The organism is Streptomyces sp. NPDC001663, from assembly GCF_042893105.1.
Lineage (GTDB): Bacteria > Actinomycetota > Actinomycetes > Streptomycetales > Streptomycetaceae > Streptomyces.
The window spans coordinates 96,141-120,454 of record NZ_JBIAUR010000007.1; the positions used below are offsets into that span (position 1 = coordinate 96,141).

General features: G+C 69.2%; 28 protein-coding genes and 1 tRNA gene. 17 read left to right on the forward strand and 12 right to left on the reverse strand.

What is annotated here, in order from left to right; genetic code table 11:
- Position 1: 1 nt before the first annotated feature.
- A complete protein-coding gene (locus tag ACFY1L_RS22965) occupies positions 2–646 on the reverse strand; it encodes a methyltransferase domain-containing protein (protein WP_388827221.1) in 645 nt (214 codons plus the stop codon).
- 42 nt (positions 647–688) lie between these two features.
- Positions 689–1,492 carry an AraC family transcriptional regulator gene (locus tag ACFY1L_RS22970; RefSeq protein WP_388827224.1) on the reverse strand — a complete coding sequence of 268 codons (804 nt, stop codon included), beginning with the start codon at positions 1,490–1,492 and terminating at the stop codon, positions 689–691.
- A 49-nt stretch (positions 1,493–1,541) separates the two neighbouring features.
- Between ACFY1L_RS22970 and ACFY1L_RS22975 the strand changes: the two genes are divergently transcribed.
- Together ACFY1L_RS22975 and ACFY1L_RS22980 are read left to right on the forward strand one after the other, a co-directional pair.
- Positions 1,542–1,976, forward strand: coding sequence for a DUF2000 family protein (locus ACFY1L_RS22975; RefSeq protein WP_388827227.1), 435 nt, complete (start codon positions 1,542–1,544; stop codon positions 1,974–1,976).
- A 309-nt stretch (positions 1,977–2,285) separates the two neighbouring features.
- Positions 2,286–2,510: a hypothetical protein gene (locus ACFY1L_RS22980; RefSeq protein WP_388828372.1), complete on the forward strand. Its 225-nt coding sequence runs from the start codon at positions 2,286–2,288 to the stop codon at positions 2,508–2,510.
- Positions 2,511–2,579: 69 nt separating this feature from the next.
- Here the strand turns inward: ACFY1L_RS22980 and ACFY1L_RS22985 are convergent, their stop codons facing one another.
- A complete protein-coding gene (locus ACFY1L_RS22985; RefSeq protein WP_388827230.1) occupies positions 2,580–3,836 on the reverse strand; it encodes an MDR family MFS transporter in 1,257 nt (418 codons plus the stop codon).
- Between the two features lie 187 nt (positions 3,837–4,023).
- Between ACFY1L_RS22985 and ACFY1L_RS22990 the strand changes: the two genes are divergently transcribed.
- Positions 4,024–4,785, forward strand: a complete 762-nt coding sequence (locus ACFY1L_RS22990) for a phosphoglyceromutase (protein WP_388827233.1) — start codon at positions 4,024–4,026, stop codon at positions 4,783–4,785.
- An 89-nt stretch (positions 4,786–4,874) separates the two neighbouring features.
- On the opposite strand, the gene ACFY1L_RS22995 is transcribed toward ACFY1L_RS22990, so the two are convergent.
- A complete protein-coding gene (locus ACFY1L_RS22995; protein WP_388827236.1) occupies positions 4,875–5,327 on the reverse strand; it encodes a VOC family protein in 453 nt (150 codons plus the stop codon).
- A gap of 182 nt (positions 5,328–5,509) precedes the next feature.
- On the opposite strand from ACFY1L_RS22995, the gene ACFY1L_RS23000 reads away from it, so the two are divergent.
- Positions 5,510–5,935 (forward strand): hypothetical protein, encoded by a 426-nt coding sequence (locus ACFY1L_RS23000; RefSeq protein WP_388827239.1) that lies wholly within the window; start codon positions 5,510–5,512, stop codon positions 5,933–5,935.
- Between the two features lie 5 nt (positions 5,936–5,940).
- Here ACFY1L_RS23000 and ACFY1L_RS23005 read toward each other — a convergent pair whose 3' ends face one another.
- From ACFY1L_RS23005 to phoU, 3 genes are all read right to left on the reverse strand, one after another.
- Positions 5,941–6,189, reverse strand: coding sequence for an SCO4226 family nickel-binding protein (locus tag ACFY1L_RS23005; protein WP_388827242.1), 249 nt, complete (start codon positions 6,187–6,189; stop codon positions 5,941–5,943).
- Between the two features lie 178 nt (positions 6,190–6,367).
- Positions 6,368–6,520 carry a hypothetical protein gene (locus ACFY1L_RS23010; protein ID WP_266682052.1) on the reverse strand — a complete coding sequence of 51 codons (153 nt, stop codon included), beginning with the start codon at positions 6,518–6,520 and terminating at the stop codon, positions 6,368–6,370.
- Between the two features lie 106 nt (positions 6,521–6,626).
- Positions 6,627–7,328 (reverse strand): phosphate signaling complex protein PhoU, encoded by a 702-nt coding sequence (gene phoU, locus ACFY1L_RS23015; protein ID WP_388827245.1) that lies wholly within the window; start codon positions 7,326–7,328, stop codon positions 6,627–6,629.
- 224 nt (positions 7,329–7,552) lie between these two features.
- On the opposite strand from phoU, the gene ACFY1L_RS23020 reads away from it, so the two are divergent.
- Together ACFY1L_RS23020 and ACFY1L_RS23025 are read left to right on the forward strand one after the other, a co-directional pair.
- Positions 7,553–8,818: an ATP-binding protein gene (locus ACFY1L_RS23020; protein ID WP_361274589.1), complete on the forward strand. Its 1,266-nt coding sequence runs from the start codon at positions 7,553–7,555 to the stop codon at positions 8,816–8,818.
- Positions 8,815–9,495 (forward strand): response regulator transcription factor, encoded by a 681-nt coding sequence (locus ACFY1L_RS23025; protein ID WP_015659563.1) that lies wholly within the window; start codon positions 8,815–8,817, stop codon positions 9,493–9,495. The genes ACFY1L_RS23020 and ACFY1L_RS23025 overlap by 4 nt, the downstream gene beginning before the upstream one ends.
- 86 nt (positions 9,496–9,581) lie before the next feature.
- Here the strand turns inward: ACFY1L_RS23025 and ACFY1L_RS23030 are convergent, their stop codons facing one another.
- Positions 9,582–10,232 (reverse strand): DUF461 domain-containing protein, encoded by a 651-nt coding sequence (locus ACFY1L_RS23030; protein ID WP_388827248.1) that lies wholly within the window; start codon positions 10,230–10,232, stop codon positions 9,582–9,584.
- Positions 10,233–10,832: 600 nt separating this feature from the next.
- On the opposite strand from ACFY1L_RS23030, the gene ACFY1L_RS23035 reads away from it, so the two are divergent.
- From ACFY1L_RS23035 to ACFY1L_RS23060, 6 genes are all read left to right on the forward strand, one after another.
- On the forward strand, positions 10,833–11,315 hold the full coding sequence (locus ACFY1L_RS23035) for a CarD family transcriptional regulator (RefSeq protein ID WP_003953493.1): 483 nt from the start codon (positions 10,833–10,835) through the stop codon (positions 11,313–11,315).
- Positions 11,316–11,596: 281 nt separating this feature from the next.
- Positions 11,597–12,361 (forward strand): 2-C-methyl-D-erythritol 4-phosphate cytidylyltransferase, encoded by a 765-nt coding sequence (ispD, locus tag ACFY1L_RS23040; RefSeq protein WP_388827251.1) that lies wholly within the window; start codon positions 11,597–11,599, stop codon positions 12,359–12,361.
- Positions 12,351–12,854: a 2-C-methyl-D-erythritol 2,4-cyclodiphosphate synthase gene (ispF, locus tag ACFY1L_RS23045; RefSeq protein ID WP_388827254.1), complete on the forward strand. Its 504-nt coding sequence runs from the start codon at positions 12,351–12,353 to the stop codon at positions 12,852–12,854. The genes ispD and ispF overlap by 11 nt, the downstream gene beginning before the upstream one ends.
- A gap of 70 nt (positions 12,855–12,924) precedes the next feature.
- Positions 12,925–14,322, forward strand: coding sequence for a cysteine--tRNA ligase (gene cysS, locus ACFY1L_RS23050; RefSeq protein ID WP_388827257.1), 1,398 nt, complete (start codon positions 12,925–12,927; stop codon positions 14,320–14,322).
- Positions 14,323–14,432: 110 nt separating this feature from the next.
- The gene (rlmB, locus tag ACFY1L_RS23055; protein ID WP_388827259.1) at positions 14,433–15,374 is read left to right on the forward strand and encodes a 23S rRNA (guanosine(2251)-2'-O)-methyltransferase RlmB; all 942 of its coding nucleotides are present in this window, start codon (positions 14,433–14,435) and stop codon (positions 15,372–15,374) included.
- Positions 15,375–15,491: 117 nt separating this feature from the next.
- Positions 15,492–17,108: a DoxX family membrane protein gene (locus ACFY1L_RS23060; protein ID WP_388827262.1), complete on the forward strand. Its 1,617-nt coding sequence runs from the start codon at positions 15,492–15,494 to the stop codon at positions 17,106–17,108.
- A gap of 163 nt (positions 17,109–17,271) precedes the next feature.
- Here the strand turns inward: ACFY1L_RS23060 and ACFY1L_RS23065 are convergent, their stop codons facing one another.
- From ACFY1L_RS23065 to ACFY1L_RS23075, 3 genes are all read right to left on the reverse strand, one after another.
- Complete coding sequence (locus ACFY1L_RS23065) at positions 17,272–18,003, reverse strand: NDP-sugar synthase (protein ID WP_388827265.1); 732 nt, start codon at positions 18,001–18,003, stop codon at positions 17,272–17,274.
- Positions 18,004–18,109: 106 nt separating this feature from the next.
- A complete protein-coding gene (locus ACFY1L_RS23070) occupies positions 18,110–18,565 on the reverse strand; it encodes a hypothetical protein (RefSeq protein WP_388827268.1) in 456 nt (151 codons plus the stop codon).
- Between the two features lie 233 nt (positions 18,566–18,798).
- Positions 18,799–19,935, reverse strand: coding sequence for an ABC transporter ATP-binding protein (locus ACFY1L_RS23075; protein ID WP_388827270.1), 1,137 nt, complete (start codon positions 19,933–19,935; stop codon positions 18,799–18,801).
- Between the two features lie 217 nt (positions 19,936–20,152).
- Between ACFY1L_RS23075 and ACFY1L_RS23080 the strand changes: the two genes are divergently transcribed.
- Positions 20,153–20,229, forward strand: a tRNA-Thr gene (locus ACFY1L_RS23080).
- A 52-nt stretch (positions 20,230–20,281) separates the two neighbouring features.
- On the opposite strand, the gene ACFY1L_RS23085 is transcribed toward ACFY1L_RS23080, so the two are convergent.
- Positions 20,282–21,709, reverse strand: coding sequence for a condensation domain-containing protein (locus ACFY1L_RS23085; RefSeq protein WP_388827273.1), 1,428 nt, complete (start codon positions 21,707–21,709; stop codon positions 20,282–20,284).
- Positions 21,710–22,130: 421 nt separating this feature from the next.
- Here ACFY1L_RS23085 and ACFY1L_RS23090 point away from each other — a divergent pair, with 421 nt between their 5' ends.
- The 4 genes from ACFY1L_RS23090 to ACFY1L_RS23105 all read left to right on the forward strand — a co-directional run bounded on the left by ACFY1L_RS23090 (position 22,131) and on the right by ACFY1L_RS23105 (position 24,233).
- Positions 22,131–22,388 (forward strand): hypothetical protein, encoded by a 258-nt coding sequence (locus tag ACFY1L_RS23090; protein WP_361274614.1) that lies wholly within the window; start codon positions 22,131–22,133, stop codon positions 22,386–22,388.
- A gap of 194 nt (positions 22,389–22,582) precedes the next feature.
- The gene (locus tag ACFY1L_RS23095; protein WP_388827276.1) at positions 22,583–22,951 is read left to right on the forward strand and encodes a hypothetical protein; all 369 of its coding nucleotides are present in this window, start codon (positions 22,583–22,585) and stop codon (positions 22,949–22,951) included.
- A 372-nt stretch (positions 22,952–23,323) separates the two neighbouring features.
- Positions 23,324–23,683: a hypothetical protein gene (locus ACFY1L_RS23100; protein ID WP_388827279.1), complete on the forward strand. Its 360-nt coding sequence runs from the start codon at positions 23,324–23,326 to the stop codon at positions 23,681–23,683.
- Between the two features lie 169 nt (positions 23,684–23,852).
- A complete protein-coding gene (locus ACFY1L_RS23105; protein WP_388827282.1) occupies positions 23,853–24,233 on the forward strand; it encodes a hypothetical protein in 381 nt (126 codons plus the stop codon).
- Positions 24,234–24,314: the final 81 nt, after the last annotated feature.

The window sequence follows — 24,314 nt, forward strand, 5'->3', positions numbered from 1 at the left end:
CTCAGGAGCGGCGCAGGGTGTCGTAGCCGATGAAGTCGAACATGCGCTCACCGAGCGGGAGTTGGCGGGGTTCCCCGGTGTACCGGTGGGCGCCGACCGCCTGGACGAGTCCGGGATCGGACACCCACAGCCGCTCGAACCCGCGCTCCTCCAGCCAGGCGCAGACCTGTGGGACGAGGTCGGGGGCCTTGCGGTTGCGGGTCCACACCACTGTGCCGCCCGTCCGGCACAGCTGCGTGCAGTGGTCGAGGACGCGTTCGACGTCGGTATCGGTGATGTTGCCGAGGACACCGCAGAGCAGCACGAGGTCGGCGGGCGTCAGGTCCAGGTAGTGGTCGGTCGATGCGGCGTCTCCGGCGACGACCTCGACGCCCGGGAGCCCGGCGGCCTCGGCCGCGCGCCGGGCCGCCGCGACGTTCCGCTCGTCCAGTTCCACCAACCGTGCCCGCACGTCGTGCCGCCGCGGGTGCCCGGTGAGTGCGCCGATCAGGTCGTGTCCCTGCCCGGCACAGACACTCACCGCGGTGAGCGGGCCCGCGGGCGCGTGGTCGAGGGCGTCACGAATCCGGCCCTGGACGGTCGCCAGCCGCCGAACGAGCGGGGAGTCCGCTCTGTCGTACGTGTCGTGCCACTCGTACCAGTCCATGATCCGGACGATACGGCCACCGCCGCCCCGAGGCCGTCCTTGTCACACGCTCTTCGCATACCGCCCCGGCGTGACCCCCACCAACTTCCGGAACTGCCGGGTCAGATGGGACTGGTCGAAGAACCCGGTGGCGGAGGCGACCTCGCCCGGCGGCCGGCCGTCGAGGAGGAGCCGGCGGGCGCGGTCGACGCGGCGGGAGTTGAGGTACTGGTGCGGTGCGATGCCGTACGCGGTGCTGAACGCCCGTACGAGATGCGCGGGATGGGCGTGCACCAGCGCCGCGGCCCGGTCGAGGGTGAGACCGTCGACGACGTGCTCGTCCAGGAGTTCGCGCAGCCGGCGGGCGAGGGCGGGATCGGGCCGGGCGACCTCGGCGGTGAGGCTCGGCCGCAGATGGGCGCGCAGCCGCTCGCCGATGAACGTCAGCCTGCTCTCGGCCTCCAGCTCGTCCCCGGCACGCTCGAGCGCGGTGTGCAACTGCCCGACCCGCAACCGCAGTACGGGATCCCGGAGGTCCGGCTGATCGACGGCGGCCCCGATGAGACCGTCGGGCAGATGCGTGCCGTCGAGATAGAGGACGCGCTTGCGGAAGCCGTGCGGGGTGGCGGGGGAGCCGTTGTGCGGGACGTGCGGGGGGAGCAGGGACACCGTGTCGTGCGGGGTGCCGTGCTCGTGCCGGTCGAGGTCGTACCGTACGGCGCCGTCGTCCACGATGAGCAGCGTCCACGCCTCGTGGACGTGCATCGGGTAGGCGTACTCGGTGAAGTGCGCGTGGAAGACCTCCACGACACCGGGGATGCGGGGCCGCCAGGCCGAGACTTCCGGCCGAGAACGCTGCGGGGCCATGCAAAGAACGTACAAGACGATGTCGTACGACGCCCGGCAGTCTCGATGCATGAGCAGCACGAGTACTGAACCCGTCCGTTTCGACACCAAGATCGCCGTCCTGCTGCGGGAGGACCTGGAGCCCTGGCAGCGGCTGAATGTCACCGCGTTCCTGGTCAGCGGCCTCGGCGCGGAGATCCCCGAGGTGATCGGGGAGCCGTACGAGGACGCCGACGGCGTGGGCTACCTCCCGATGTTCCGCCAGCCGGTGCTGGTCTTCGAGGGCACCAAGGAGACGCTGAAGGCGGCGCACGCACGCGTGCTGTCCCGGGCGCTCCCGCGGGCGGTCTTCACCTCCGACCTCTTCGCGACCGGCAACGACCGGGACAACCGGGCGGCGGTGCGGGCCGTGCGGACGGAGGAGCTGGACGTCGTGGGGCTGGCGGTGTACGGGCCCAGGAACGCGGTGGACAAGGTGCTGAAGGGCGCCCGGATGCATCCGTGACGGAATCTGCACAGTGATTGCGCAACCGTGGTGCGGGCGGGTTCCGTTGGTGCGGAGTTGTCCTGTTCGCGGCAGCCGGGGCAATAGCTGTCGGCCCGCTGTGACCCGCCTGCTGTAGAGAAGCTGCCCCCAATTGGTGTGGGTGCGCACACGGTTCGGTCGCGTGGTCGTTCAACTGCCCTGTCACGAGCGGCTTTGCACTGGATGCCGGGCACGCTCCGTGGTTTGATCCTGCGCACCGCGCCCCGCTTTCTGTCCCCCGCGGGCCGCTCCCCCCATGTGCACCCCCATGTGAAGGGCAGTTTCCTCATGAACTCCGCTCCCCAGGTTCAGACCGCCGAGATCTCCGACGCCGAGCTCGACACCGTCTCCGGCGGCCTGAGCCCGCAGATCTCCGTCACCGCGGGCGACACGACGCTCAGCAGCTCGGACCTCCTGGCCCAGTTCGGCTCGCTCCAGGGGCAGGTCCTGGGCACCGCCGTCGGCACCCTCGGCGCGCTTCCCCACCAGGTCGGCGTGAACGCCAGCCTCTGATCGACGAGCACGGCAGCGCGACAAGCCCCCTACCGCCGGAGAAGTGCGGGCAGGGGGCTTGTCGCCGTTTCAGGCCGTGCTGACCTCGGGCCTCGCCGTGGCGGGCGGCTCGGTGGCGGCCGGCTCCTCCGCCGGCAGCCGCCGCATCAGGACCGCGTATCCGAGCCCGGCCGCCGTACCGACGACCGCGCACAGCCCCCACAGCCACTGAGCGCCGAACCGGTCGATGACGAGGCCGGACATCAGCGGGGCGACGAGCGCGGCGAGGGACCAGGACAGGGTGTACATGCCCTGGTAGCGGCCGCGGCCGTGGACGGGGGAGAGGCGTACGACGAGGCCCGTCTGCGTCGGCGCGTTGACGATCTCGGCGAGGGTCCAGACGCACACGGTGAGCGCGAAGACGCCGACCGACCCGGCGAAGGCGGTGAGCCCGAAGCCGTACCCGGCCAGCAGCGACGAGGCCACGAGCAGCCGCCTCGGGTCCCGGGTCTCGATGAACCGCGTGACCGGGATCTGCAGCGCGACGATCAGGACACCGTTGACGGCGATCGCCATGCCGTACTCGGCGGGTGTGAACCCTGCCTCGCCCATCGCGACCGGCAGCCCGACCGATCCCTGCTGGAAGACGAGGGCGACGAGGAAGGACAGCCCGACCACGCCCATGTAGCGCCGGTCGCGCAGGACGGTCCGGAGACCGATCTGGTCCGCCGCCTTCTCGACGGAGGTGCGTTCCGGCCGGGACTCGGGCAGCTTCAGGAACACGACCACCGCGCAGACGGCCGTCATGCCCGCCTCGATCAGGAAGCCGGCGAGATAGCTGAACTCGGCGATGAAACCGGCCGCCATCGAGGAGACGGCGAAACCGAGGTTGATCGCCCAGTAGTTGAGCGAGAAGGCCCGCACCCGGTCCTCGGGCCGCACGATGTCGGCCATCATCGCCTGGACGGCGGGCCGCGAGGCGTTGGACGCCATACCGACGAGGAAGGCGACCGCGGCGATGGAGACGGGGTCGTGCACGAAGCCGAGCAGCGCGACGGAGGCGGCGGTGGAGGCCTGCGCGACGAGCAGGGTGGGTCGCCGCCCGAGCCGGTCGGTCATCACACCGGCGCCGACGGAGGAGACGACTCCGCCCAGCCCGTGCAGAGACGCGACGAGACCCGCGTACGAAGCGGAGTAGCCGCGATCCAGCGTCAGATACAGCGCCATGAACGTGGCGACGAAGGCCCCGAGCCGATTGACGAGGGTGCTGGTCCACAGCCACCAGAACTCGCGGGGCAGTCCAGAGACGGTTTCCCGGGCGGCACGTCTGAGACTGGCGACTGACACAGGAATCCCCCACGGATGGCTGGCCATGGAACTGGCGCGGCTGTAAGCGGCTCAAGCGGTGATCACAACTTACAAACGCGCGGCTGTCCGTGGCCACTCAATTAACGGATCCCGTCAACTGTCCGGCGACTGTCCGCCTGCTGGGCGGGCCTCCTGGGGGCCGAACACGTGGATTACGCTCTGAGGCATGGCCGACGCACCGTACAAGCTGATCCTCCTCCGCCACGGCGAGAGCGAGTGGAACGCGAAGAACCTGTTCACCGGCTGGGTGGACGTCAACCTGAACGAGAAGGGCGAGAAGGAGGCAGTCCGCGGTGGCGAGCTCCTGAAGGACGCCGACCTTCTTCCCGACGTGGTCCACACCTCGCTCCAGAAGCGCGCGATCCGCACGGCGCAGCTGGCGCTGGAGTCGGCGGACCGTCACTGGATCCCGGTCCACCGCAGCTGGCGCCTGAACGAGCGCCACTACGGCGCCCTCCAGGGCAAGGACAAGGCGCAGACCCTCGCGGAGTTCGGCGAGGAGCAGTTCATGCTGTGGCGCCGCTCCTACGACACCCCGCCCCCGGCGCTCGAGGACGGCACGGAGTTCTCCCAGTCGGACGACCCGCGCTACGCGTCGATCCCCCCGGAGCTGCGCCCGAGGACGGAGTGCCTCAAGGACGTCGTGGTCCGCATGCTCCCGTACTGGTACGACGGCATCGTCCCCGACCTCCTGGCGGGCCGCACGGTCCTGGTGGCAGCCCACGGCAACAGCCTCCGCGCCCTGGTCAAGCACCTGGACGGCATCTCGGACGCGGACATCGCCGGCCTGAACATCCCGACGGGCATCCCGCTCTACTACGAACTCGACGCCGACTTCAAGCCGGTGACGAAGGGCGGCAAGTACCTCGACCCCGAGGCGGCAGCGGCAGCGATCGAGGCGGTCAAGAACCAGGGCAAGAAGAAGTAGGTTTGGTGATCATGCCCCTGACCTGCGCGGGAAGCGCGGATCGGGGGCAATTTCACGTCCTGGTCCCGCTGTGGGTCCTCAGCCCCCGATCACGCTCTCGCGGGCGTGGAGGAAGTCGAGCTGTCCGAGGTGCTCGACGGATCCATCCACATGACCTGCCACCCGTGGCCGTCGAGGTCGAAGAAGCTGCGTGAGTACATGAAGCCGTGGTCCTCGGGGCCGTCCGCCTCGGAGCCGCCCGCGGCGAGCGCGGCCTCAGCGACCCTGTCAACCTCGTCGCGGGCCGACACGCTGAAGCAGTAGAGCGCCAGCGTGTGCGTGGTGGGATCGGCCATCGGCAGCTTCGCGAACTGCGCGAACGTCTCGTGGCTGAGCAGCATGACGGAGGCCTGCTCGCCGACCAGCATGCAGGCGGCGGTCTCTCCGGTGAACATCGGGTTGTAGCTGAATCCGAGCTGCGCGAAGAACGCCTTGCTGCGCCCGACGTCCGCCACGGGGATGTTCACGAACAGCATGCGACCGGCGTGTGCGGGAGTGGTCATGGTGGGTCTCCAGTCCGACGTTCGATGGTGTACGACGGAGTGGACCGGCCCAGCCTGCAAAACTCATCGGTGGATGGGCGCCCGGCCGACGAGGACCTTGTTCGAGTTGTGCCGGATGCCGTTCCACTCCACCCCCGGCCATGCCATGGTGGCGCGATCAGTTCCGAGGGGGGCGGGTATTCATGGAGCGGCAGCTCGTGTCGGTGTGGTGGGTGGGGTTCGCGCTCGCCGTTGTCGTGCTCGGCGTCGTGTGGGCGGTGGCCGGGTACGGGGGCGGGGTCGTGGCCGTCGTGTTCCTGGCGGGTCTGGTGAGCGGCGTCGGGGTCGTGCCCGCGCGGGTGCTTGCGCTTCGGTGGGTCGGGAGGCTCGGGCGGAGGTCTCGCGCACCGGAGTGGGTTGTTCATCTGGGGGCTGCTGTTGTCTGGTCCTGTCTGCTGTCCCTGCTGTCCTCCGCCGTACTCATCGGGCTGCCGCACGGCTGGGACACAGCCACCTCACCGGACGACGTCCTCCTCCGCACCGTCCGGATCGTCGACGTCCTCGTCCCCGTCGCCCTCGGCACGCACCTCGTGATCCGCCTCCGGGGACGCCGTCGCGCCGCGCACTGATGTCGTCAGACCGTCAGCGGTACCGGGACGATCTCGTCGGCCTTGTGGCCCGCCCGCTCGTGGATCCGCTGGACCGCTTCGGCCGAGGGCGCCTCGGAGAGGCAGTAGACCGTGCCGGACTCGGGGTCCGCCCAGGCCTTCTCGAAGTGGACGGACTCGTCCTTCTCTATGGCGAGGTCGGCATTGTGGGCCTGCCGCAGCTGCTCCGCCGTGATGCCCTTCATCCCGTGGTGTACGTCCATGTACTTGGCCATGACACCGCGCCTCCTTCCGATCTTCGGCTTCGCCCCCCATTCCTCTCCTCTTCCATGCTGCGCCCGCACGGCCGTCGGTGCGAGCGCATGACGAAGGGCCCCGGTGCACGTGGTCACCGAGGCCCTTCACCGTCGTACGAGAAGAGTCACCGTCGTACAGGAAGAGCGGTCTGCGCACTCAGCCGCACTGGCAGGGATTGCCCGACTGGCACCCGCAGCCGCAGCCCGAGCCGCAGCCGCACGCGCCGAAGAGCGGGAGGCTTCTGATCTCGGCGGGCTGGTCCGTCTCGCGCTCCTGCGTCGGGTCGGGCGTGGTGGGGGCTTCGGCCATGGGTCCTCCTGGAGGCCTAGAGGCTGGTGCCTGTGCCCATTGGATGCCCGTTCCGCTGGGCGCATCAACGGCGCACTGTGGCGCCCGCACACCCTGCCCCTCCGGTTTACGCCCCCTCGACCCCCGCCACCGGCTGGATCTCCGGCTGGATGTCGGCCTGCAGCTCGTCCGCGTGCTCACCCGTCACCAGGAACACCACGCGCTTGGCCACCGACACCGCGTGGTCGGCGAACCGCTCGTAGTAGCGGCCGAGGAGGGTGACGTCCACCGCCGTCTCGATGCCGTGCTGCCAGCGGTCGTCCAGCAGGTGCTGGAACAGCGTGCGGTGCAGCAGGTCCATCTCGTCGTCGTCCTGCTCCAGCTGGAGCGCCAGGTCGACGTCCTTCGTGATGATCACCTCGGCCGCCTTCGCCATGAGGCGCTGCGCGAGCTGGCCCATCTCCAGGATCGTCGCGTGCAGGTCGTGAGGGATCGCGCGCTCCGGGAAGCGGAGGCGGGCGAGCTTCGCCACGTGCTGGGCCAGGTCGCCCGAACGCTCCAGGTCGGCCGACATACGGAGCGAGGTGACGACGATACGGAGATCCGTGGCCACCGGCTGCTGCCGGGCCAGCAGCGCTATGGCCCGGGCCTCCAGGTCGTGCTGGAGGTCGTCGACCTTCTTGTCGGCCTCGATGACGTTTTCGGCCAGCTTCAGGTCGGAGTCGAGGATGGCGGTCGTGGCGCGTCCGATCGCCGACCCGACCAGCCGGGCCATCTCCACCAGACCGTCGCCGATCGAATCCAGTTCCTCGTGGTACGCGTCCCGCATCAGGGGTCCCTCTCTTACGTATGCCTCAAGGCTTCCGGGGGTCGGAAACCAGCCGCGAAAACCGGCCCTGTGACCCCACGCTCCCACGATCCGGCTCGTACGCGTCGGTTTCCGTCACCCCAAATGAACCATCCCTAGCTCCTAGGTGAACTCTGGGCGACGAGTGTTCGAGGTCGCACCTCGACGGCTGTGGGGATGTCGTACCCCATGCCTAACCTGTTTGCATGGACGTGAACGCGGCGGTCGCCGCAGCGGCAGCGATCGCCGGGGTGCTCACCGGCGTGATCGCCATGCTGGCGTTCCGCTGGAGCGAGCGGGAGCAGAAGCGCCCGACCCGCACCTCCCTGCACACGGACCCGGTGCTTCCGCCGGGCGTGGACACCGTCCTCTCCGTGCTCCGCTCCTCGGCCGTCGTCCTGGACGAGGCCGACGCGGTCGTCAAGGCCAGCTCGGCGGCGTACGCCCTGGGCCTGGTCCGCGGCGGCCGGCTCTCCGTCGAGCCGATGCTGAAGATGGCCAGGGACACCCGGCGGGACGGGGAGATACGCCAGGTGGAGCTGGACCTGCCGCGGCGGGGGACAGGGCGGGGCGAGGCTCTCGCCGTCTCCGCGCGCGTGGCCCCGCTCGGCTCCCGGCTGGTGCTCCTGCTGGTCGAGGACCTCACCGAGGCCCGCCGTATCGAAGCGGTGCGCCGCGACTTCGTCGCGAACGTGAGCCATGAGCTGAAGACGCCCGTCGGCGCGCTCTCCCTCCTGTCCGAGGCCGTCATGGACGCCTCCGACGACCCGGAGGCGGTGGAGCGCTTCGCCGGCCGTATGCAGATCGAGGCCACCCGGCTCACCAACCTGGTGCAGGAGCTCATCGACCTCTCGAGGGTGCAGAACGACGACCCCCTCGAGGACGCCGAGCCCGTCCGCGTGGACGAACTCGTCGCCGAGGCCATCGACCGCTGCCGGCACCAGGCCGGCACCAAGCAGATCACCATGGCCGCGGGCGGCACCGCCGACCTGCACGTCTGGGGCAACCGCGGTCAGCTCGCCGCCGCCCTGGGCAACCTTGTGGAGAACGCCGTCAACTACTCGCCGGCCCGCACCCGAGTGGGCATAGCCGCCCGCCGGGTGACCGTGCCCGGCGGAGACCTGATCGAGGTCGCCGTGACCGACCAGGGCATCGGCATCTCCGACAAGGACAAGGAGCGTATCTTCGAGCGCTTCTACCGCGTCGACCCCGCCCGCTCCCGTGCCACCGGCGGTACGGGCCTGGGGCTGGCGATCGTCAAGCACGTGGCCGCCTCGCACGGCGGGGAGGTCACGGTGTGGAGCTCAGAGGGTCAGGGCTCCACGTTCACCCTGAGGCTGCCGGAGGCGGGGGCTGCCCGCGACCGCGCGCACCAACACCCCGACCCGGACGATCTCGACGACGAGGCCGGCCGAACCACCCCCCAGTCATCCCCGTACGAACCGCTTCCCGCCCCGGAGGTCCTTCCGTGACCCGTGTGCTCGTCGTCGAGGACGAGGAGTCCTTCTCCGACGCCCTGTCATACATGCTCCGCAAAGAGGGCTTCGAGGTCGCCGTCGCGACCACCGGGCCCGACGGACTCGACGAGTTCGAGCGCAACGGCGCCGACCTCGTCCTCCTCGACCTGATGCTGCCCGGCCTGCCGGGCACCGAGGTGTGCCGCCAGCTGCGCGGCCGCTCCAATGTCCCCGTCATCATGGTGACCGCCAAGGACAGCGAGATCGACAAGGTCGTCGGCCTGGAAATAGGAGCCGATGACTATGTCACCAAGCCGTTCTCCTCGCGCGAGCTGGTCGCCCGCATCCGCGCCGTCCTGCGCCGCCGCGGCGAGCCCGAGGAGGTCACCCCGGCCGCGCTGGAGGCCGGTCCGGTCCGCATGGACGTGGACCGCCATGTGGTCACGGTCTCCGGCTCCAAGGTCGACCTGCCCCTCAAGGAGTTCGACCTGCTCGAGATGCTGCTGCGCAACGCCGGCCGCGTGCTGACCCGTATGCAGCTCATCGACCGCGTCTGGGGCGCCGACTACGTGGGCGACACCAAGACCCTCGACGTCCACGTCAAGCGCCTGCGCGCCAAGATCGAGCCGGACCCGGGTGCGCCCAGGTACCTGGTCACGGTCCGCGGCCTCGGCTACAAGTTCGAGCCGTAAACCGCGCGCACCTACGCAGAAGGGCGGGACCTCCCGAAGAGGTCCCGCCCTTTTCGTCTACGACGACACCGACGCCGTACGACCGCTCACTGAGCGGTCGCGCTCGCGGAGGCCGCGTCGGTCGGGGTGGGCGACGTCGACGTGGCCGCGGAGTTCGTCGGGGTCGGGGACCCCGTCGCGGTGTTGGTCGGCTTGGGGCTGGTGGAGGGGGCGACCGTCGGGATGTTGGTCGGACCCCACTTCTTGAAGTAGCTGTCGGCCGGGACCACGAACGCGCGCAGGCTCACGTCGCCGGTCTTGCTGAACGTGAAGGTGATCTTGCGGACGCTGCCGTCCTGGACCGCCTCACGGCCGTTGGGCAGCACGGCGCTGGCATTGCCCTTGCCGCCGATGACCACGGAGCCGTGCGCCGGGACGACGAGCTTGCCGCTGCCCTTGGCCGGCTTGACCTGGGCGGTCGCGTTGACGTTCGGGAGGGTGATCGAGTCCACGGTCTGCGCGGTGTCACCGTTGTTGAAGAGGGTCGCCGAGACCACGGCCGGACCGACCGCCTCGATCTTCGGCTGGGTGATGATCAGCGCGTTCTGCACCTTGATGTCGCCGACCTTGGTCTCCGCGTTGTCCGGCTTGACCTCCAGCGTCTGGGCGTCGCCGCCCGCACCGCACGCGGCGAGCGAGGCGATCGAGAACGCGATGGCGGCGGCGGCGAGGGAGCCGCGTCGAAGGCTGCTGCTCACGGCGGCGGCAACTCCTTGACTCGAGCGTGGCGACCGATAAAGCCGCCCTAAGTGTCTGTCAGCGGCCTTAGGTTACCGAGCCGTTCCCGAGGGGCCGCACCCGACCCTCCCCAAGCGCTCCGCTTCCCTCGGCAGGAGGTAGCGGAGGGGGGCTCGTCCGGCATTCACATAAGTCCCTTCGGCATACCGGAGCGGCGTCGCGCAAAATTTCCGTGAAGGAATGCGCGGCCGCCCCGGAATTGATCATCCGATGGAACAACCGAGGAACAAGCGACCACGCGGGCGGGTGTCTGTGATCAATTCCGGAATCGACGGGGAAGCACTCCCGGCACCGAACGGAGTAGCGGAAGTCGCACATCTGGAACCAGACATATGCGGACGTTCGTCCTCTCGTGGAGGGCTCCGGATGTGTGTAACGTACGCGTTTCACCTCCCCCGAAGAGCTGCTCCGACCTGCGAATACCTTCTTCCGCTCGGCCCGCGAAGCACGTTCCTGTTGCTGTTGTCAAGCCCCGAGATATGCCCTGACCTGCGAAAACGCCATTCAGAACCCGCGGTTTCCGTGTTACCCTGGATAGCCACGGAAGGGGTACCTGTCACATGACGTTCAAGGTTGGCGACACCGTGGTCTATCCCCATCACGGGGCCGCGCTGATCGAGGCCATCGAAACTCGCCAGATCAAAGGCGTGGACAAGACCTACTTGGTGCTGAAGGTCGCCCAGGGTGACCTGACGGTGCGTGTGCCAGCGGACAATGCGGAGTTCGTCGGCGTGCGTGATGTGGTCGGTCAGGACGGGCTGGACCGGGTCTTCGAGGTGCTGCGCGCTCCGTACGCCGAGGAGCCCACGAACTGGTCGCGTCGTTACAAGGCAAATCTGGAGAAGCTCGCCTCCGGCGATGTCATCAAGGTCGCGGAAGTGGTGCGTGACCTGTGGCGTCGTGAGCGTGAGCGCGGACTGTCCGCCGGTGAGAAGCGGATGCTCGCCAAGGCCCGCCAGATCCTGGTGAGCGAGCTCGCCCTCGCGGAGAACACGAACGAGGACAAGGCCGAGGCCCTGCTCGACGAGGTTCTCGCGTCCTGAACCTGACGCAGGCGAAAGGCCCGCTTCAGCACTCAGTACATCGAAATGCCGCGGTGCCCGATGACAGCTCCACTGTCGCCGGGCGCTGCGGCATGTTCGCACTCGGACGTCGTACGCACGTCTTGAGTACGTCTTCTTCGGGGCAGGCACCCGATACTTGGCGTGCCGGGCCCGGGCAGCTGGCTCGACCGATGTCACGGAAGGGTCCGGTCAAGGCGTCGCGCCCGGCACTCCCCAGGCCATACCCACCAAGGCCGAGCACACAAACCTGACAGGAACCGATGTCTGACGATTCGCGCCCTTCGCCCGTCGGGGACCGTACAAGTGTCCGTACGGCCGCCGTGATCCCGGCCGCAGGCCGGGGCGTACGCCTCGGTCCAGGCGCCCCCAAGGCGCTCCGTGCGCTGGGCGGCACTCCCATGCTGATCCACGCGGTGCGCGCGATGGCCGCGTCCCGCTCCGTCTCCCTGGTCGTCGTCGTGGCGCCGCCCGACGGCGCGCCCGAGGTGAAGTCCCTTCTCGACGCACACGCCCTGCCCGAGCGGACCGACTTCCTCGTCGTCCCCGGCGGCGACTCGCGTCAGGAGTCAGTGAAGCTCGGCCTCGACGCACTGCCGCCCGACTACGACATCGTGTTGGTCCACGACGCGGCCCGGCCGCTGGTCCCGGTGGACACGGTGGACGCGGTGATCGAGGCGGTACGGGAGGGAGCGCCGGCCGTGGTGCCCGCGCTGCCCCTCGCCGACACGGTGAAGGAGGTCGAGCCGACGGGCGGGACGGGCGAGCCGGAGCCGGTGGTGGCCACCCCGGACCGGGCCCGCCTCCGAGCGGTACAGACTCCGCAGGGCTTCGACCGGGCCACGCTGATCCACGCCCACGAGACGGTGACCGACGACGTCACCGACGACGCGAGCATGATCGAGCAGCTGGGCCTGCGGGTCGTGGTCGTACCCGGCCACGAGGAGGCCTTCAAGGTCACGCGCCCGCTGGACCTGGTCCTGGCGGAGGCGGTCCTGGCCCGCAGGAGGCTGAACGATGGCTTCTGAGACGTATCCGCCGCTTCCCCAGGTCGGCATCGGCACCGACATCCACGCCTTCGAGGAGGGCCGCGAGCTGTGGTGCGCCGGCCTGAAGTGGGAGGGCGAGGGCCCGGGACTGGCCGGCCACTCGGACGCGGACGTCGTCGCACACGCTGCCTGCAACGCGCTCTTCTCGGCCGCGGGCCTCGGTGACCTGGGTCAACACTTCGGCACCGGCCGCCCCGAATGGTCGGGCGCATCCGGCGTCACGCTCCTCACGGAGGCAGCCCGCATCGTCCGCGAGGCGGGCTTCCGCATCGGCAACATCGCCGTCCAGGTCGTGGGCCCTCGCCCGAAGATCGGCAAGCGTCGCGACGAGGCCCAGAAGCTGCTGTCCGAGGCGGCCGGAGCGCCGGTGTCGGTGTCGGGCGCGACGACGGACGGGCTCGGGTTCCCGGGCCGCGACGAGGGCCTGATGGCGGTCGCGACGGCGCTGGTGGTGCGGGCCGACCGAGGGTGAACGTCACGAAACCGTCCCCCTTGAGTGGAAGGGGCGCAAGGCACTGCCTTACGCCCACTACCCTGGAGTGGTGACTATTCGGCTGTACGACACCAGCGCCCGGCAGATCCGTGATTTCACCCCGCTCAAGCCGGGTTGTGTCTCGATCTACCTGTGTGGCGCCACCGTGCAGTCCGCACCGCACATCGGGCACATCCGCTCGGGCCTCAACTTCGACATCATGCGCCGCTGGTTCGAGTACCGCGGCTATGACGTGACCTTCATCAGGAACGTCACGGACATCGACGACAAGATCATCGCCAAGGCGGCCGAGCAGAACCGCCCGTGGTGGTCGATCGGCTACGAGAACGAGCGCGCGTTCAACGACGGTTACACCGCGCTCGGCTGCCTCCCGCCCACCTACGAGCCGCGCGCCACCGGGCACGTGACCGAGATGGTCGAGATGATGCAGGGCCTGATCGAGCGCGGTCACGCGTACGAGGCCGACGGCAACGTCTACTTCGACGTGCGCTCCTTCCCGGGCTACCTGGAGCTTTCGCGCCAGGAGCTCGACAACCTGCAGCAGCCCTCGGGCGTCGGCGAGACGGGCAAGCGGGACCCGCGCGACTTCGCCATGTGGAAGTCCGCCAAGCCCGGCGAGCCGACCTGGGCCACCCCGTGGGGCCGCGGGCGCCCCGGCTGGCACCTGGAGTGCTCGGCCATGGCGCACAAGTACCTCGGTACCGCCTTCGACATCCACGGCGGCGGCCTCGACCTGATCTTCCCGCACCACGAGAACGAGATCGCCCAGGCCAAGGCCTACGGCGACGACTTCGCCCAGTACTGGGTGCACAACGCCTGGGTGACCATGGCGGGCGACAAGATGTCGAAGTCGCTCGGCAACAGCGTGCTCGTGAGCGAGATGGTCAAGACGTGGCGGCCCATCGTGCTGCGCTACTACCTCGGCACCCCGCACTACCGCTCGATGATCGAGTACAGCGAGGAGTCGCTGCGCGAGGCCGAGTCGGCGTTCGCGCGCATCGAGGGCTTCGTGCAGCGCGTCGTGGAGAAGGCGGGCGTCGTCGAGCCGTCCGCCGAGGTGCCGCCCGCCTTCGCCGAGGCGATGGACGACGACCTGGGCGTGCCCCAGGCCCTCGCGATCGTGCACACGACGGTCCGGCAGGGGAACTCCGCCCTCGCCGCCGACGACAAGGAAGCCGCCGTCGCCCGCCTCGCCGAGGTGCGCGCCATGCTCGGCGTCCTCGGACTCGACCCCCTCGATCCGCACTGGGCCGGCGAGGCCGACCGCGGCGAGGATCTGCACGGCGTCGTCGACAGCCTCGTACGTCTGGTCCTCGACCAGCGCGAGGCCGCCCGCGCCCGCAAGGACTGGGCCACCGCGGACGCCATCCGCGACCAGCTCAACCAGTCGGGCCTGGCCATCGAGGACGGCCCCCAGGGCCCGCGCTGGAGCCTCGGCCCGCGCTGAGCTCCGGCCGCTGAACAGAAGATCGATTGTGCCGCTCGGTCCTCCGGGCGGCACACTTCATAGACGTACGAACACACGCTTCACTTCTTCAGAGAGCAGACGGGTAGGTCATGGCAGCCAACAACCGCCGCATGTCCGGCAAGAAGGGCGCGCAGGTCGGCAGCGGCGGCCAGCGGCGCAAGGGCCTGGAGGGCAAGGGCCCGACCCCGCCCGCCGAGATGCGCAAGGGCCACAAGAAGAACCGCATCGCCAATTCCAAGGCGAAGCAGGTCGTACGCCGTCCCGCGCCACGTGGCCGCGGCGGCAAGTCGTCCTCCGAACTGGTCGTCGGCCGTAACCCGGTGGTCGAGGCGCTGCGCGAGGGCGTGCCCGCGTCCACCCTCTACGTGCAGCAGTTCATCGACAACGACGAGCGCGTCCGCGAGGCCCTCCAGCTCGCCTCCGAGCGCGGCGGCATCAACCTCATGGAGGCCCCCCGCCCCGAGCTCGACCGCATGACGAACGGCCTCAACCACCAGGGGCTCGTCCTCCAGGTCCCGCCGTACGAGTACGCGCACCCCGAGGACCTGGCGAGCGCCGCCTACGACGACGGCGAGGACCCGCTGATCGTCGCCCTCGACGGCGTGACCGACCCGCGCAACCTCGGTGCCGTCGTCCGCTCCGTCGCGGCCTTCGGCGGCCACGGTGTCGTCGTACCCGAGCGCCGCGCGGCCGGCATGACCGCCGGCGCCTGGAAGACGTCGGCCGGTACGGCGGCCCGCACCCCCGTCGCCCGCGCGACGAACCTCACCCGCGCCCTGGAGGCGTACAAGAAGGCGGGCATCGTGGTCGTCGGCCTGGCAGCCGACGGTGAGCACGAGATCGGCGAGCTGGAGGCCCTGGAGGGCCCGGTGGTCATCGTCGTCGGCAGCGAGGGCAAGGGCCTGTCCCGCCTGGTCGGCGAGACGTGCGACTTCCGCGTGCGGATCCCGATGCCCGGTGGCGCTGAGTCGCTCAACGCCGGTGTGGCCGCGGGGATCGTGCTGTACGAGGCCGTACGTCGGCGCGTGTGAACACGCGTCCATAGCCTCACCCGTGCGGGTCGTTCTGGGCGTTCAGGACAAGCTTGACGGGGTCCGGACACTTCCGGCGGGTCAAAGCAGTGTCCTAACGACACGTCACTCGGTTAGATGAGTGTGGACACCAGAACACCCCGCACACCCACGGGGGTCGGCCCGTCGGGATACGACGACGCTCCCGCGCTGACCATGGTGAAGGTGCCGAGCGATCCGGCGCAGGTCGTCGTCAATCACGCCAGTTTCCGCGTGCAGCTGAGCGCCTCGCCACGCACCCAATCGCCGCGGATCGCACGGCTGTTGAGCGCCGCCGAAGCCGCCCGCATGCCCGTCGTCGGCACCGCGGCGGGCCGGGCGGGAGGCGCCCGGCGCCGCCCCGTCGTCTGGAGCGGCAGGTCCGCCCCCGACGACACCGGCGCGCACCGTCTGCTCCAGGCCGTACGGGGAGGCAGCGTCCGGCACGGCGAGGACTCGTCGGCCGACGCCGGAGCCACCCAGGTCATCCCGCGCGTCGACGTCGGCGGCTACGACGAGGTCTACGACGAGCTGGAACAGACCGTCGAAACACCGATCGTCGGCGCCCAGCGCACCCACAGCGACGACCTCGGCGGCACCCGCCTCCTCCCCGACATGCGCACCTTCGGCAGCGCATACGACGAGGAACAGGCCTATGGCGCCGAGGAGTTCGAGGACTTCGAAGACTCCGACGAGGCGGACGGCACCGGCCGCTCGGCGGGGCGCCACGGCGACGATCCGGCCCGGCACGCCTACTACCCCGGCCGCCGGATGAACCTCGGCGTCGTCCTGCTCCCCCTCCGCATCTTCCTCGGCTTCATCTCCATCTACGCCGGCATGGGCAAGCTGTGCGACCCCGTCTACTTCGACGGCGGCAAGCGTGGCTCCATGGTCAAGTGGCTCAACACCCTGCACCCCTGGGAAGTCGCCGAGCCACTGCGCCAGTTCGCCCTCCAGCACCCCGTCGGCTCCGGCCTCGTCATCGCCTTCGCACAGGTCGTCGTAGGCGTCCTCACGGTCCTCGGCTGCTGGCAGCGCGTCGCCGCCGTCTTCGGCGCCCTGCTCTCCGCCGCGCTCATCGTCACCGTCAGCTGGAAGACGGTCCCTGCCTACGACGCCCCCGACATCATCTACCTGGCCGCCTGGTCCCCGCTGATCATCGCCGGCGCCCCCGTCTACTCCGTCGACGGCCGCCTCGCAGGAAGCGCCTGGCGGCGCCTCGGACCCGCCTCCGACATCTGGGAGCTGCGCAGCTACGTCCTGCGCCGCGGCGCCCTCGTCACGGCGATCGCGACCGGCATCACGCTGCTCGTCGGCTCGCTGCTCGGCGGCGCGGTCCGCGACGCCGACCGCGTGGTCGTCCCCGGCCCCGGCGAGGCCCCGCGCAACGAGCTGCCGGGTTCCCCGCTCCCGCAGGAGCCCGGCAAGCGGCACAGCCACTCGCCGTCGGCCTCGAACACGCCCACCCAGGGCGCCACCGCCGGCTCCACCCCGTCCGGCACGGCGACCACCCCGGGCGCCACCGCAACCGGCGGCGCCCCCAGCCAGACCCAGGGCACGGGCCAGTCCCCGTCCCAGCAGTCCCCGTCCGGCGGCGCCCCCAGCACCAGCTCGGGCCCGACCTCCGGCGGTACCACAGGCACCCCGAGCGGCGGCACCGGCTCCGGAGGCTCCTCGTCCGGGGAATCGGGTCTGGTGGGCGGCCTCTTGGGCTAGCGCACTCGGCTCTGAGCCACCGAGCCCGTACGAAAGAGTCCCGCACATGCAACGTGCGGGACTCTTTCAACGTACGGTCACGGCACCATGCTCAGGGGCGCGGGGAACTGCGCGACCAGCCCCCACCAACCCGCAGTCGAAATCCAACGGGCCCCCCGAGCTCTCACCGCCCCAGAGCGGCCAGCTCCTTCGCAGCCTCGGTCAGATCCTTCGCCGTATCGATCGCACGCCAATACGCCCCCTGAGGAATCGGAAACCCGGCCAGCCGCCGCTCCCGCGCGAGATGGGGAAACGTCGTACGTTCGTGATCCCCCCGCTCGGGAAGCAACCCGGCGAATTCGGGAGAGAAGACGTACACACCCGCGTTGATCTCGAACGTCGACGGCGGCGCCTCGATGAAGTCGGTGATGTGCCCGAACCCGTCGGTCTTCACCGCACCCCAGGGAATACGGGGCCGAGCCAGCGCCAGAGTCGCGACGGCGTCCCGCTCGGTGTGGAAGTCCGCCATGTCCCGTAGCGAGAACCGGGTCCAGATGTCGCCGTTGGTGGCGTACCAGGCCCGGTCCGGGTGGGGGAGGTGCGCGGCGGCGTACTTGAGGCCGCCGCCGCGGCCCAGCGGCTCGGTCTCCACGACCGTCTTCACCCGCACCGGCAGATCGGCCGTCTCGAGCCACTTCTCCAGGACGTCGGCGAGATGGCCGCAGCTGATCACCACGTCCGTCACACCCTCCTCGGCCAGCCAGACAAGCTGATGGCCGATGATCGGAGTCCCCGTACCGGGGATCTCGACCATCGGCTTGGGCCGGTCGTCGGTGTAGGGGCGCAGCCGGGAGCCCTGGCCCCCGGCCAGGACGACGGCTTGAACGGGGCGGGACGCGGCGTTCGGATCGGTCATGACCGAACTGTACGGCGCGTCCCACCCCCGGCCGGAGTCGGCAACCCATCCTTAATCAGCCGTTACCCTCCTCCGAACTGTCCGCGGTGATGGCAGGGGGACGGGCTCAGACGTGCGAGGCCGCGACCCCCGAGGCGAAGGACGTGTCGCAGACGGGTCGGGCGTACGACTGCGCACGCGTCGGCCCGTACACGCGCACCGCGGCGCGACCCAGGGCCCGGGCGATGGCCACGCAGTGCTTGGCGAGCGACGGGCGCTCGTTCACGGCCTGCTGGAGGTGCGTGAGCGCCACGCCGGGGTTCTTCTCCTGGAGCTCGGCCAGGAGCTGGTCGCGCAGCACGTCCTGCGGGGCGCGGTGGACCGCCACGGCGCTCTTGCCGTCTTCGATCGCGTCGGCCGCGGCGAGGACCGAGTTCGAGGGGTTCCCCGTCCAGTTGACTCGCGTGACCGCGAGGGTCCCGGAAAGCACCAGGACGACGGGCAGGACGAGGGCGAGCGTGCGGCCGATACGGCGGGCGGGGCCCCGACCGCGTCGCGTCTGTTGGTTAGTGGAGTGCTTCACGCGAGTGAGGGTAGCGCGGGGTGATGATTTGGCGACATTTAGTCACCGGTTCGGGGGATGAAGAACTGCCTCGGATTGGGTACGGGGTTGACGCACACTGATCGAAATGACCGGTCTGCTGGGGTATTTGTCGACAACGAGAGGGGCCCCGCAGCAGGCTGCGGGGCCCCATTCGTCAACCTGGGTGAATTCACCCCGGTTGGTGGTTTTGCGAGTCGGGCGACTCGGACGGTTCAGTCGGTGAGGCGCTCGCCCGTGGAGGTCGAGAACACGTGGGTCTCGCCCGGCCGCGGCACGACGTGCAGCGTGGAGCCCTTCTCCGGCACCCGGCGGCCCTCGACACGCACGACCAGGTCCTTGGTCTCGCCGCCGACCTCGGCGGTGCCGTAGACGTAGCCATCGGCGCCGAGCTCCTCGACGACGTTGACGGAGACCGCGAGACCGGCCGGGGCGTCCTCGGTGTCCTTCGTCAGGGAGCTCGCGGCGCCGCCGTTCTCCTCGACGATGTCGAAGTGCTCGGGACGGACACCGACGGTGACGGTGCGGTCACCCTTGTCGGCGGCGGCCTTGAGCGCGTCACGGTTGACCGGGACGACGCTGTTGCCGAACTTCACACCGCCGTCGGTGATCGGGACCTCGACCAGGTTCATGGCCGGGGAGCCGATGAAGCCGGCGACGAAGAGGTTGGCCGGGCGGTCGTACATGTTGCGCGGGGAGTCGACCTGCTGGAGCAGACCGTCCTTGAGCACGGCCACGCGGTCGCCCATCGTCATGGCCTCGACCTGGTCGTGGGTGACGTAGACGGTGGTGATGCCGAGACGGCGCTGCAGCGACGCGATCTGCGTACGGGTGGACACACGGAGCTTGGCGTCCAGGTTGGACAGCGGCTCGTCCATGAGGAACACCTGCGGCTCACGCACGATGGCGCGACCCATGGCGACACGCTGGCGCTGACCACCGGACAGGGCCTTCGGCTTGCGGTCCAGGTAGTCGGAGAGGTCGAGGATCTTCGCCGCCTCCTCGACCTTCTTGCGGATCTCCGCCTTGTTGACGCCGGCGATCTTGAGCGCGAAGCCCATGTTGTCGGCGACGGTCATGTGCGGGTACAGCGCGTAGTTCTGGAACACCATGGCGATGTCCCGGTCCTTCGGCGGCAGGTGCGTGACGTCGCGCTCACCGATGCGGATGGCGCCGGCGTTGACGTCCTCGAGCCCCGCGAGCATCCGGAGCGAGGTGGACTTGCCGCAGCCGGACGGACCGACGAGGACGAGGAACTCGCCGTCCCCGACCTCGATCTCCAGACCATCGACGGCGGGCTTCTCGGTGCCCGGGTAGATCCGGGTCGCCTTGTCGAACGTAACAGTGGCCATGGTGAATGGGCCCCCTTCTACCGGCAGGAACGTGCCGGACGATCCGTTGTAGGAAGGTGGTTGGTGTAGTCCACATGAGCGAACTGGGTCAGGACGCTACCTGGCGTTTCCCGCTCTGTCAGTACCTGGAGGCATGTGAACTTCGCGGAAATTTTCGACAGGGCCCGGCCTGGACCTGGGTACACTGCACGGGCGCGTACGGCACGTACGCGTGCAGGCCTCCTTAGCTCAGATGGCCAGAGCAACGCACTTGTAATGCGTAGGTCGTCGGTTCGAATCCGACAGGGGGCTCCATGACAGTGCCCCCGACGACACCGTCGGGGGCACTGTCCGTACAGATCCTGGTTCACCCGACAAGATCGCGCTGTGCGAGTTCGCCGGCCAGTTGGCGCTCGCGGGCCACGGTGAGGATCACGTCCCGCAGCCGCTCGATGTACAGCCGCATGTTCTTGTACGCGACGTCGGTGTCGGGGTAGCGGCAGGTGAACCACAGACCCTCGTGGAGCCGGTTGAGCCAGATGCACACCTGGTCGCCGTACGACACCCGGACGAGCCCGTAGGCCGCCAGTTCGTCCCAGCGCTCCGAGCCGGGGATGCCCCGCCCGTCGACGAACGAGACGATCGAGTACAGGTCGGGCGAGGTCGGGCGGAAGTCCGAGCCGAGCAGGCGCAGCACCCGGGCCAGCGGCATGCGTGCCAGCGACCTGTTGGCCTGCAGCTCGGCGCGTACGGCTTTCAGGGCGCTCGGGAGGTCGGGTGCCTGGTCCATCGGGACCTCGATCGGCGCACCGCCGACGTACCAGCCCACGGAGTTGGACCACTTGGACTTCACCCGGGTGTGGAACGGCACGACCGAGCGGTAGACGGGCTGTCCGCCGATCTCGTGGACGATGAGGCTGGTCGCGGCCAGCACGCCGACGAGGCTGCCGCCGAAGGGCCGGCAGTACGACTCGAACGCCGCGGCGGCATCAGCGTCGACGAGCATCTCGCGCATGAGCTTCTGCCTGGGCAGGTCGCCGCCGGGCTCAAGTCCCAGGTCGACGGGGAAGTTGGGCAGCTTCCCCTGGCACCGCCGGATGAACTCCCGCCAGCGGCCGACGATCTCGTGGGTGCCGTCGATCCGGTCCGCGTCCGCCCGCTCGATCTCGCAGAAGTCGACGTAGCTGCCGACCGGCGACTCCTCCACGGGACGGCCCTCGACGGCTGCCGCGTAGAGCTCGTGGATCTCGGCGGGCATGCGCTGGATGGAGTAGGAGTCGACATTGCTGTGGTCGAACGCAATGTACACGCCGGTGGCGTCGTCCCTGATGACCGCCGCGTAGAGGAAGTTGGGCCAGCGCAGCGCGTTCGCGACGGCGTCGAAGCGGTCCTGGAGGTGCTGGACGAGCTGCCCCGCGTCGGGGAAGTCGCCGACGTCCTCGCGTTGCAGAGACACGTCCTCGGCGTCGAGCGTGAACCGGCGCATCTCGTCGCCCTCCCAGCGGAATCCGCTGCGCAGCGTCTCGTGCCGGAGTGTCCAGCCCCGCAACGCCTCCTGCAGCGCGTCGAGATCGACCTTGCCCGGGATGTCGAACGCCGTACCGATCCAGGTCGGCACGAACAGACCGTCCTCGTGGACCGTTCGGGCGGTCCTGATGTGCGACTCCTGGAGGTACGCGGGCGGCCGGGGGTCCTCCGGAAGGCCCGCCGCTGCGGTGACGGTCGCCGGACTGAGCGCCCACTCGACGAGCCGTCCGGGCCGGACCTCGCAGCGCTGGATGTCGGTGATTCGCACGGGCGTCTCCGTTCGCAGTTGGAGCCCGGATCGGGCGGACCCGATCAAGGGAATGCCGCGACCGTGAAAGGAGACACTCGGAACATGACGTGTTCCCACTTTTGAGTGGATTGAGTGATCGGCGGATGTGAGCCAATCGGTCTGCCGAGCGCCGGCGAAGTCGACACCGGTCTTTTCAACATACGAGCATTTCCCGCTGGAGAGCGCCGAGTTCTACGAACCTGGACCGCGCTCTCCCGCCGTTCCGGGTATGGCTCGCCGAATGGCACTGTGGCGCGGGCGAGTTGGGATTCCCGAGAAGGAATCCCGATCGGACACGGGATATCCGACGGTGCGGAATAACCCTTGATTACTGCTAGTGTTCGTCCAGTCACAGTAGGCAATCTGCCTCGACAACAGGCAGTGAAGGACCGAGGGTTCCATGCGTAAGCTTCAGCAGGCCATGATCGCAGCGGCAGTGGCGGCCGGCGGTCTGTCCGCCATCGGTGCCGGCGCCGGTACCGCCTACGCCCACGGCCACGGCCACGACAGTGCGCCGAAGGTGGCCGAGCACTACCGCCCGTACCAGGAGTGCAGTCCGCAGACGGTCGCCGAGAACGACATCCCGATCGGCGTGCTCGGTCTCTCCGAGACCTTCGACACCACCTGCGGCCAGTTCAACAACGCCTTCTCTGGCTGAACGCCGCCGGCCAACCGTGCAGGACGCTTTCCGCGAGCCCCTCGGGGTCACCCCCCGAAGGGGCCCGTTCATGTGCGGCCACCGGAGCGCGAGGCAACTGTGCCTTCAGTAGGTCAGCCCGTCACTTCGTAAGCCCGGCGCGGCCGGTCCGCGGCGTACAGCGCTCGGGCGCCCTCACCAAGGAGACGCATCACATGTTCAGCAGAAAGAAGATCGCGGCCGTCTCGGGGATTCTTTGCGGCCTCGCCGTGGCCTGTACGGGGGCAGCCCAGGCGCATGCCGCAGCCGGCCCGGGCACCTGCACCGTCAACAACCAGGGTGACATCGTCTGCATCCAGCGCATCGTCGCCGACATGCCCGGCGACGGGATCGACCGTCAGACGACCAGCTGCGTGCCGGTGGAGCCCCTGACCCTGCCCGTCGTCGGAGTTCTGAACAGCGGGACCACGAAGATCGGCCCCGAGGTGACCTGCGCCCCCGACAATCCGGTGTTCAAGAAGGCACCAGGGTCGGCCGACAGGGCCGACAACGGTCTGGAGCTGCCCGGCCTGTTGGGCGGCTGAGCCCCGAGCGGAACCTTCCGACCCCTTCGTCGCCTTTCCTTCAGCGGATGGCCGGACCAGGACAACTGGACCGGCCATCCGCTGTTTTGCGTGTCCGCAAGCGCAGGCGGGCAAACGGGTGACCGCTGCGCGCCGCCCGTGACTCGGCCCCGGGGGAGCGTCGTTTCAAAGGAAAACGGTGCGTGTACGACCGCCGTAATGCCAACTCTCTTATCCCTTTCAGGTCCACGACTCGGGCGGAAGGGCGCCTCGCCATAAGCCGACACGGTGCATAGAAGGGCCCAAGATCCCAAATGACTACGTTTCGTGTGTATATGCTCACATTAAGTAGTCAAGCCAGGGCTTCGTGCCCAGCTAGGAAAGGGTCAAATCATGCGCAAGTTTCAGCGCGCCGCTGTCGTAGTTGCCGCTGTCGCGGGGCTGTCCGCCTTCGGTGTCGGCGTCAGCTCCGCCCACGACAACGGTGGCTTCGACGGGGTCACCGCGGTGGCCTCCTCGCAGGCCAACGCTGTGGCGTACGGCGGCGGCGGGTGGGGTCACCCGCAGTCGGCTCCGTACTTCGCGCCGGAGAACGGTCTCAACTACGCGCCCACGTACGGTTACGCCCCCCAGGCTGCCCCGCAGGCCGCTCCCCAGGCTGCCCCCCAGGCCGCTCCGCAGGCCGCCCCGCAGGCTCAGTACATCCCGCAGACCCAGTACGCCACGCCGCAGGTCGCCGGCTACGGCCAGTAGTTCGCTCCGTACGCCCGGAGATCCGTCGCCTCGCGAGACATCGCGTCGCACATCACCTCGGAGCACCACTGAGTAACACCCTTACGGCAAAGGCAGCCCGGACGCGCAGCAGACCCATCAGGGTGCGCGTTCGGGCTGCAGCCTTCTCCAAGCAAAGGAAACACAGCGCATGTTCAGTCGGCAGAAGATCGCAACCGTCTCGGGGCTCATCGGAAGTCTTGCCGTGATCTACGTCGGTGCCGCCGTGCAGGCGCACGCCGACGGAAACCCGGGCAACTGCAAGACGAACGCCCAGGGCGAGACCACCTGCATCAAGAAGAGCGAGACCGTCCGCAAGGACAAGGGCGGCACGTATGTCGTCAAGCAGACGCAGGACTGCTCGACGACCTACCGGCCGCACCTGGTGCTGCCCGAGGACGGCTGGCTGAACAACGGGTCCTCGAAGGTCGGGCCGACCGTGGACTGCTCCAACACCTCGCCGCTGCCCAAGGGATTCAAGCGGCCCACCTTCAAGCGGCCTCACTTCGAGCGGCCCAAGATCGATTTCTGAGACGCAGTCCCTGAAGCGAAATCGGCGAATGCCGGACCGGGAATCACCCCGGTCCGGCATTCGCCGATTTCGCTGAAAAGG

Excerpts from the sequence above, each read along its gene's own strand:
- ACFY1L_RS22965 (WP_388827221.1), bottom strand. The coding sequence starts at position 646 with ATGGACTGGTACGAGTGGCACGACACGTACGACAGAGCGGACTCCCCG.
- ACFY1L_RS22970 (WP_388827224.1), bottom strand. The coding sequence starts at position 1,492 with ATGGCCCCGCAGCGTTCTCGGCCGGAAGTCTCGGCCTGGCGGCCCCGC.
- ACFY1L_RS22975 (WP_388827227.1), top strand. The coding sequence starts at position 1,542 with ATGAGCAGCACGAGTACTGAACCCGTCCGTTTCGACACCAAGATCGCC.
- ACFY1L_RS22980 (WP_388828372.1), top strand. The coding sequence starts at position 2,286 with ATGAACTCCGCTCCCCAGGTTCAGACCGCCGAGATCTCCGACGCCGAG.
- ACFY1L_RS22990 (WP_388827233.1), top strand. The coding sequence starts at position 4,024 with ATGGCCGACGCACCGTACAAGCTGATCCTCCTCCGCCACGGCGAGAGC.
- ACFY1L_RS22995 (WP_388827236.1), bottom strand. The coding sequence starts at position 5,327 with ATGACCACTCCCGCACACGCCGGTCGCATGCTGTTCGTGAACATCCCC.
- ACFY1L_RS23000 (WP_388827239.1), top strand. The coding sequence starts at position 5,510 with ATGGAGCGGCAGCTCGTGTCGGTGTGGTGGGTGGGGTTCGCGCTCGCC.
- ACFY1L_RS23005 (WP_388827242.1), bottom strand. The coding sequence starts at position 6,189 with ATGGCCAAGTACATGGACGTACACCACGGGATGAAGGGCATCACGGCG.
- ACFY1L_RS23010 (WP_266682052.1), bottom strand. The coding sequence starts at position 6,520 with ATGGCCGAAGCCCCCACCACGCCCGACCCGACGCAGGAGCGCGAGACG.
- phoU (WP_388827245.1), bottom strand. The coding sequence starts at position 7,328 with ATGCGGGACGCGTACCACGAGGAACTGGATTCGATCGGCGACGGTCTG.
- ACFY1L_RS23020 (WP_361274589.1), top strand. The coding sequence starts at position 7,553 with ATGGACGTGAACGCGGCGGTCGCCGCAGCGGCAGCGATCGCCGGGGTG.
- ACFY1L_RS23035 (WP_003953493.1), top strand. The coding sequence starts at position 10,833 with ATGACGTTCAAGGTTGGCGACACCGTGGTCTATCCCCATCACGGGGCC.
- ispD (WP_388827251.1), top strand. The coding sequence starts at position 11,597 with ATGTCTGACGATTCGCGCCCTTCGCCCGTCGGGGACCGTACAAGTGTC.
- ispF (WP_388827254.1), top strand. The coding sequence starts at position 12,351 with ATGGCTTCTGAGACGTATCCGCCGCTTCCCCAGGTCGGCATCGGCACC.
- rlmB (WP_388827259.1), top strand. The coding sequence starts at position 14,433 with ATGGCAGCCAACAACCGCCGCATGTCCGGCAAGAAGGGCGCGCAGGTC.
- ACFY1L_RS23060 (WP_388827262.1), top strand. The coding sequence starts at position 15,492 with ATGAGTGTGGACACCAGAACACCCCGCACACCCACGGGGGTCGGCCCG.
- ACFY1L_RS23065 (WP_388827265.1), bottom strand. The coding sequence starts at position 18,003 with ATGACCGATCCGAACGCCGCGTCCCGCCCCGTTCAAGCCGTCGTCCTG.
- ACFY1L_RS23075 (WP_388827270.1), bottom strand. The coding sequence starts at position 19,935 with ATGGCCACTGTTACGTTCGACAAGGCGACCCGGATCTACCCGGGCACC.
- ACFY1L_RS23090 (WP_361274614.1), top strand. The coding sequence starts at position 22,131 with ATGCGTAAGCTTCAGCAGGCCATGATCGCAGCGGCAGTGGCGGCCGGC.
- ACFY1L_RS23095 (WP_388827276.1), top strand. The coding sequence starts at position 22,583 with ATGTTCAGCAGAAAGAAGATCGCGGCCGTCTCGGGGATTCTTTGCGGC.
- ACFY1L_RS23100 (WP_388827279.1), top strand. The coding sequence starts at position 23,324 with ATGCGCAAGTTTCAGCGCGCCGCTGTCGTAGTTGCCGCTGTCGCGGGG.
- ACFY1L_RS23105 (WP_388827282.1), top strand. The coding sequence starts at position 23,853 with ATGTTCAGTCGGCAGAAGATCGCAACCGTCTCGGGGCTCATCGGAAGT.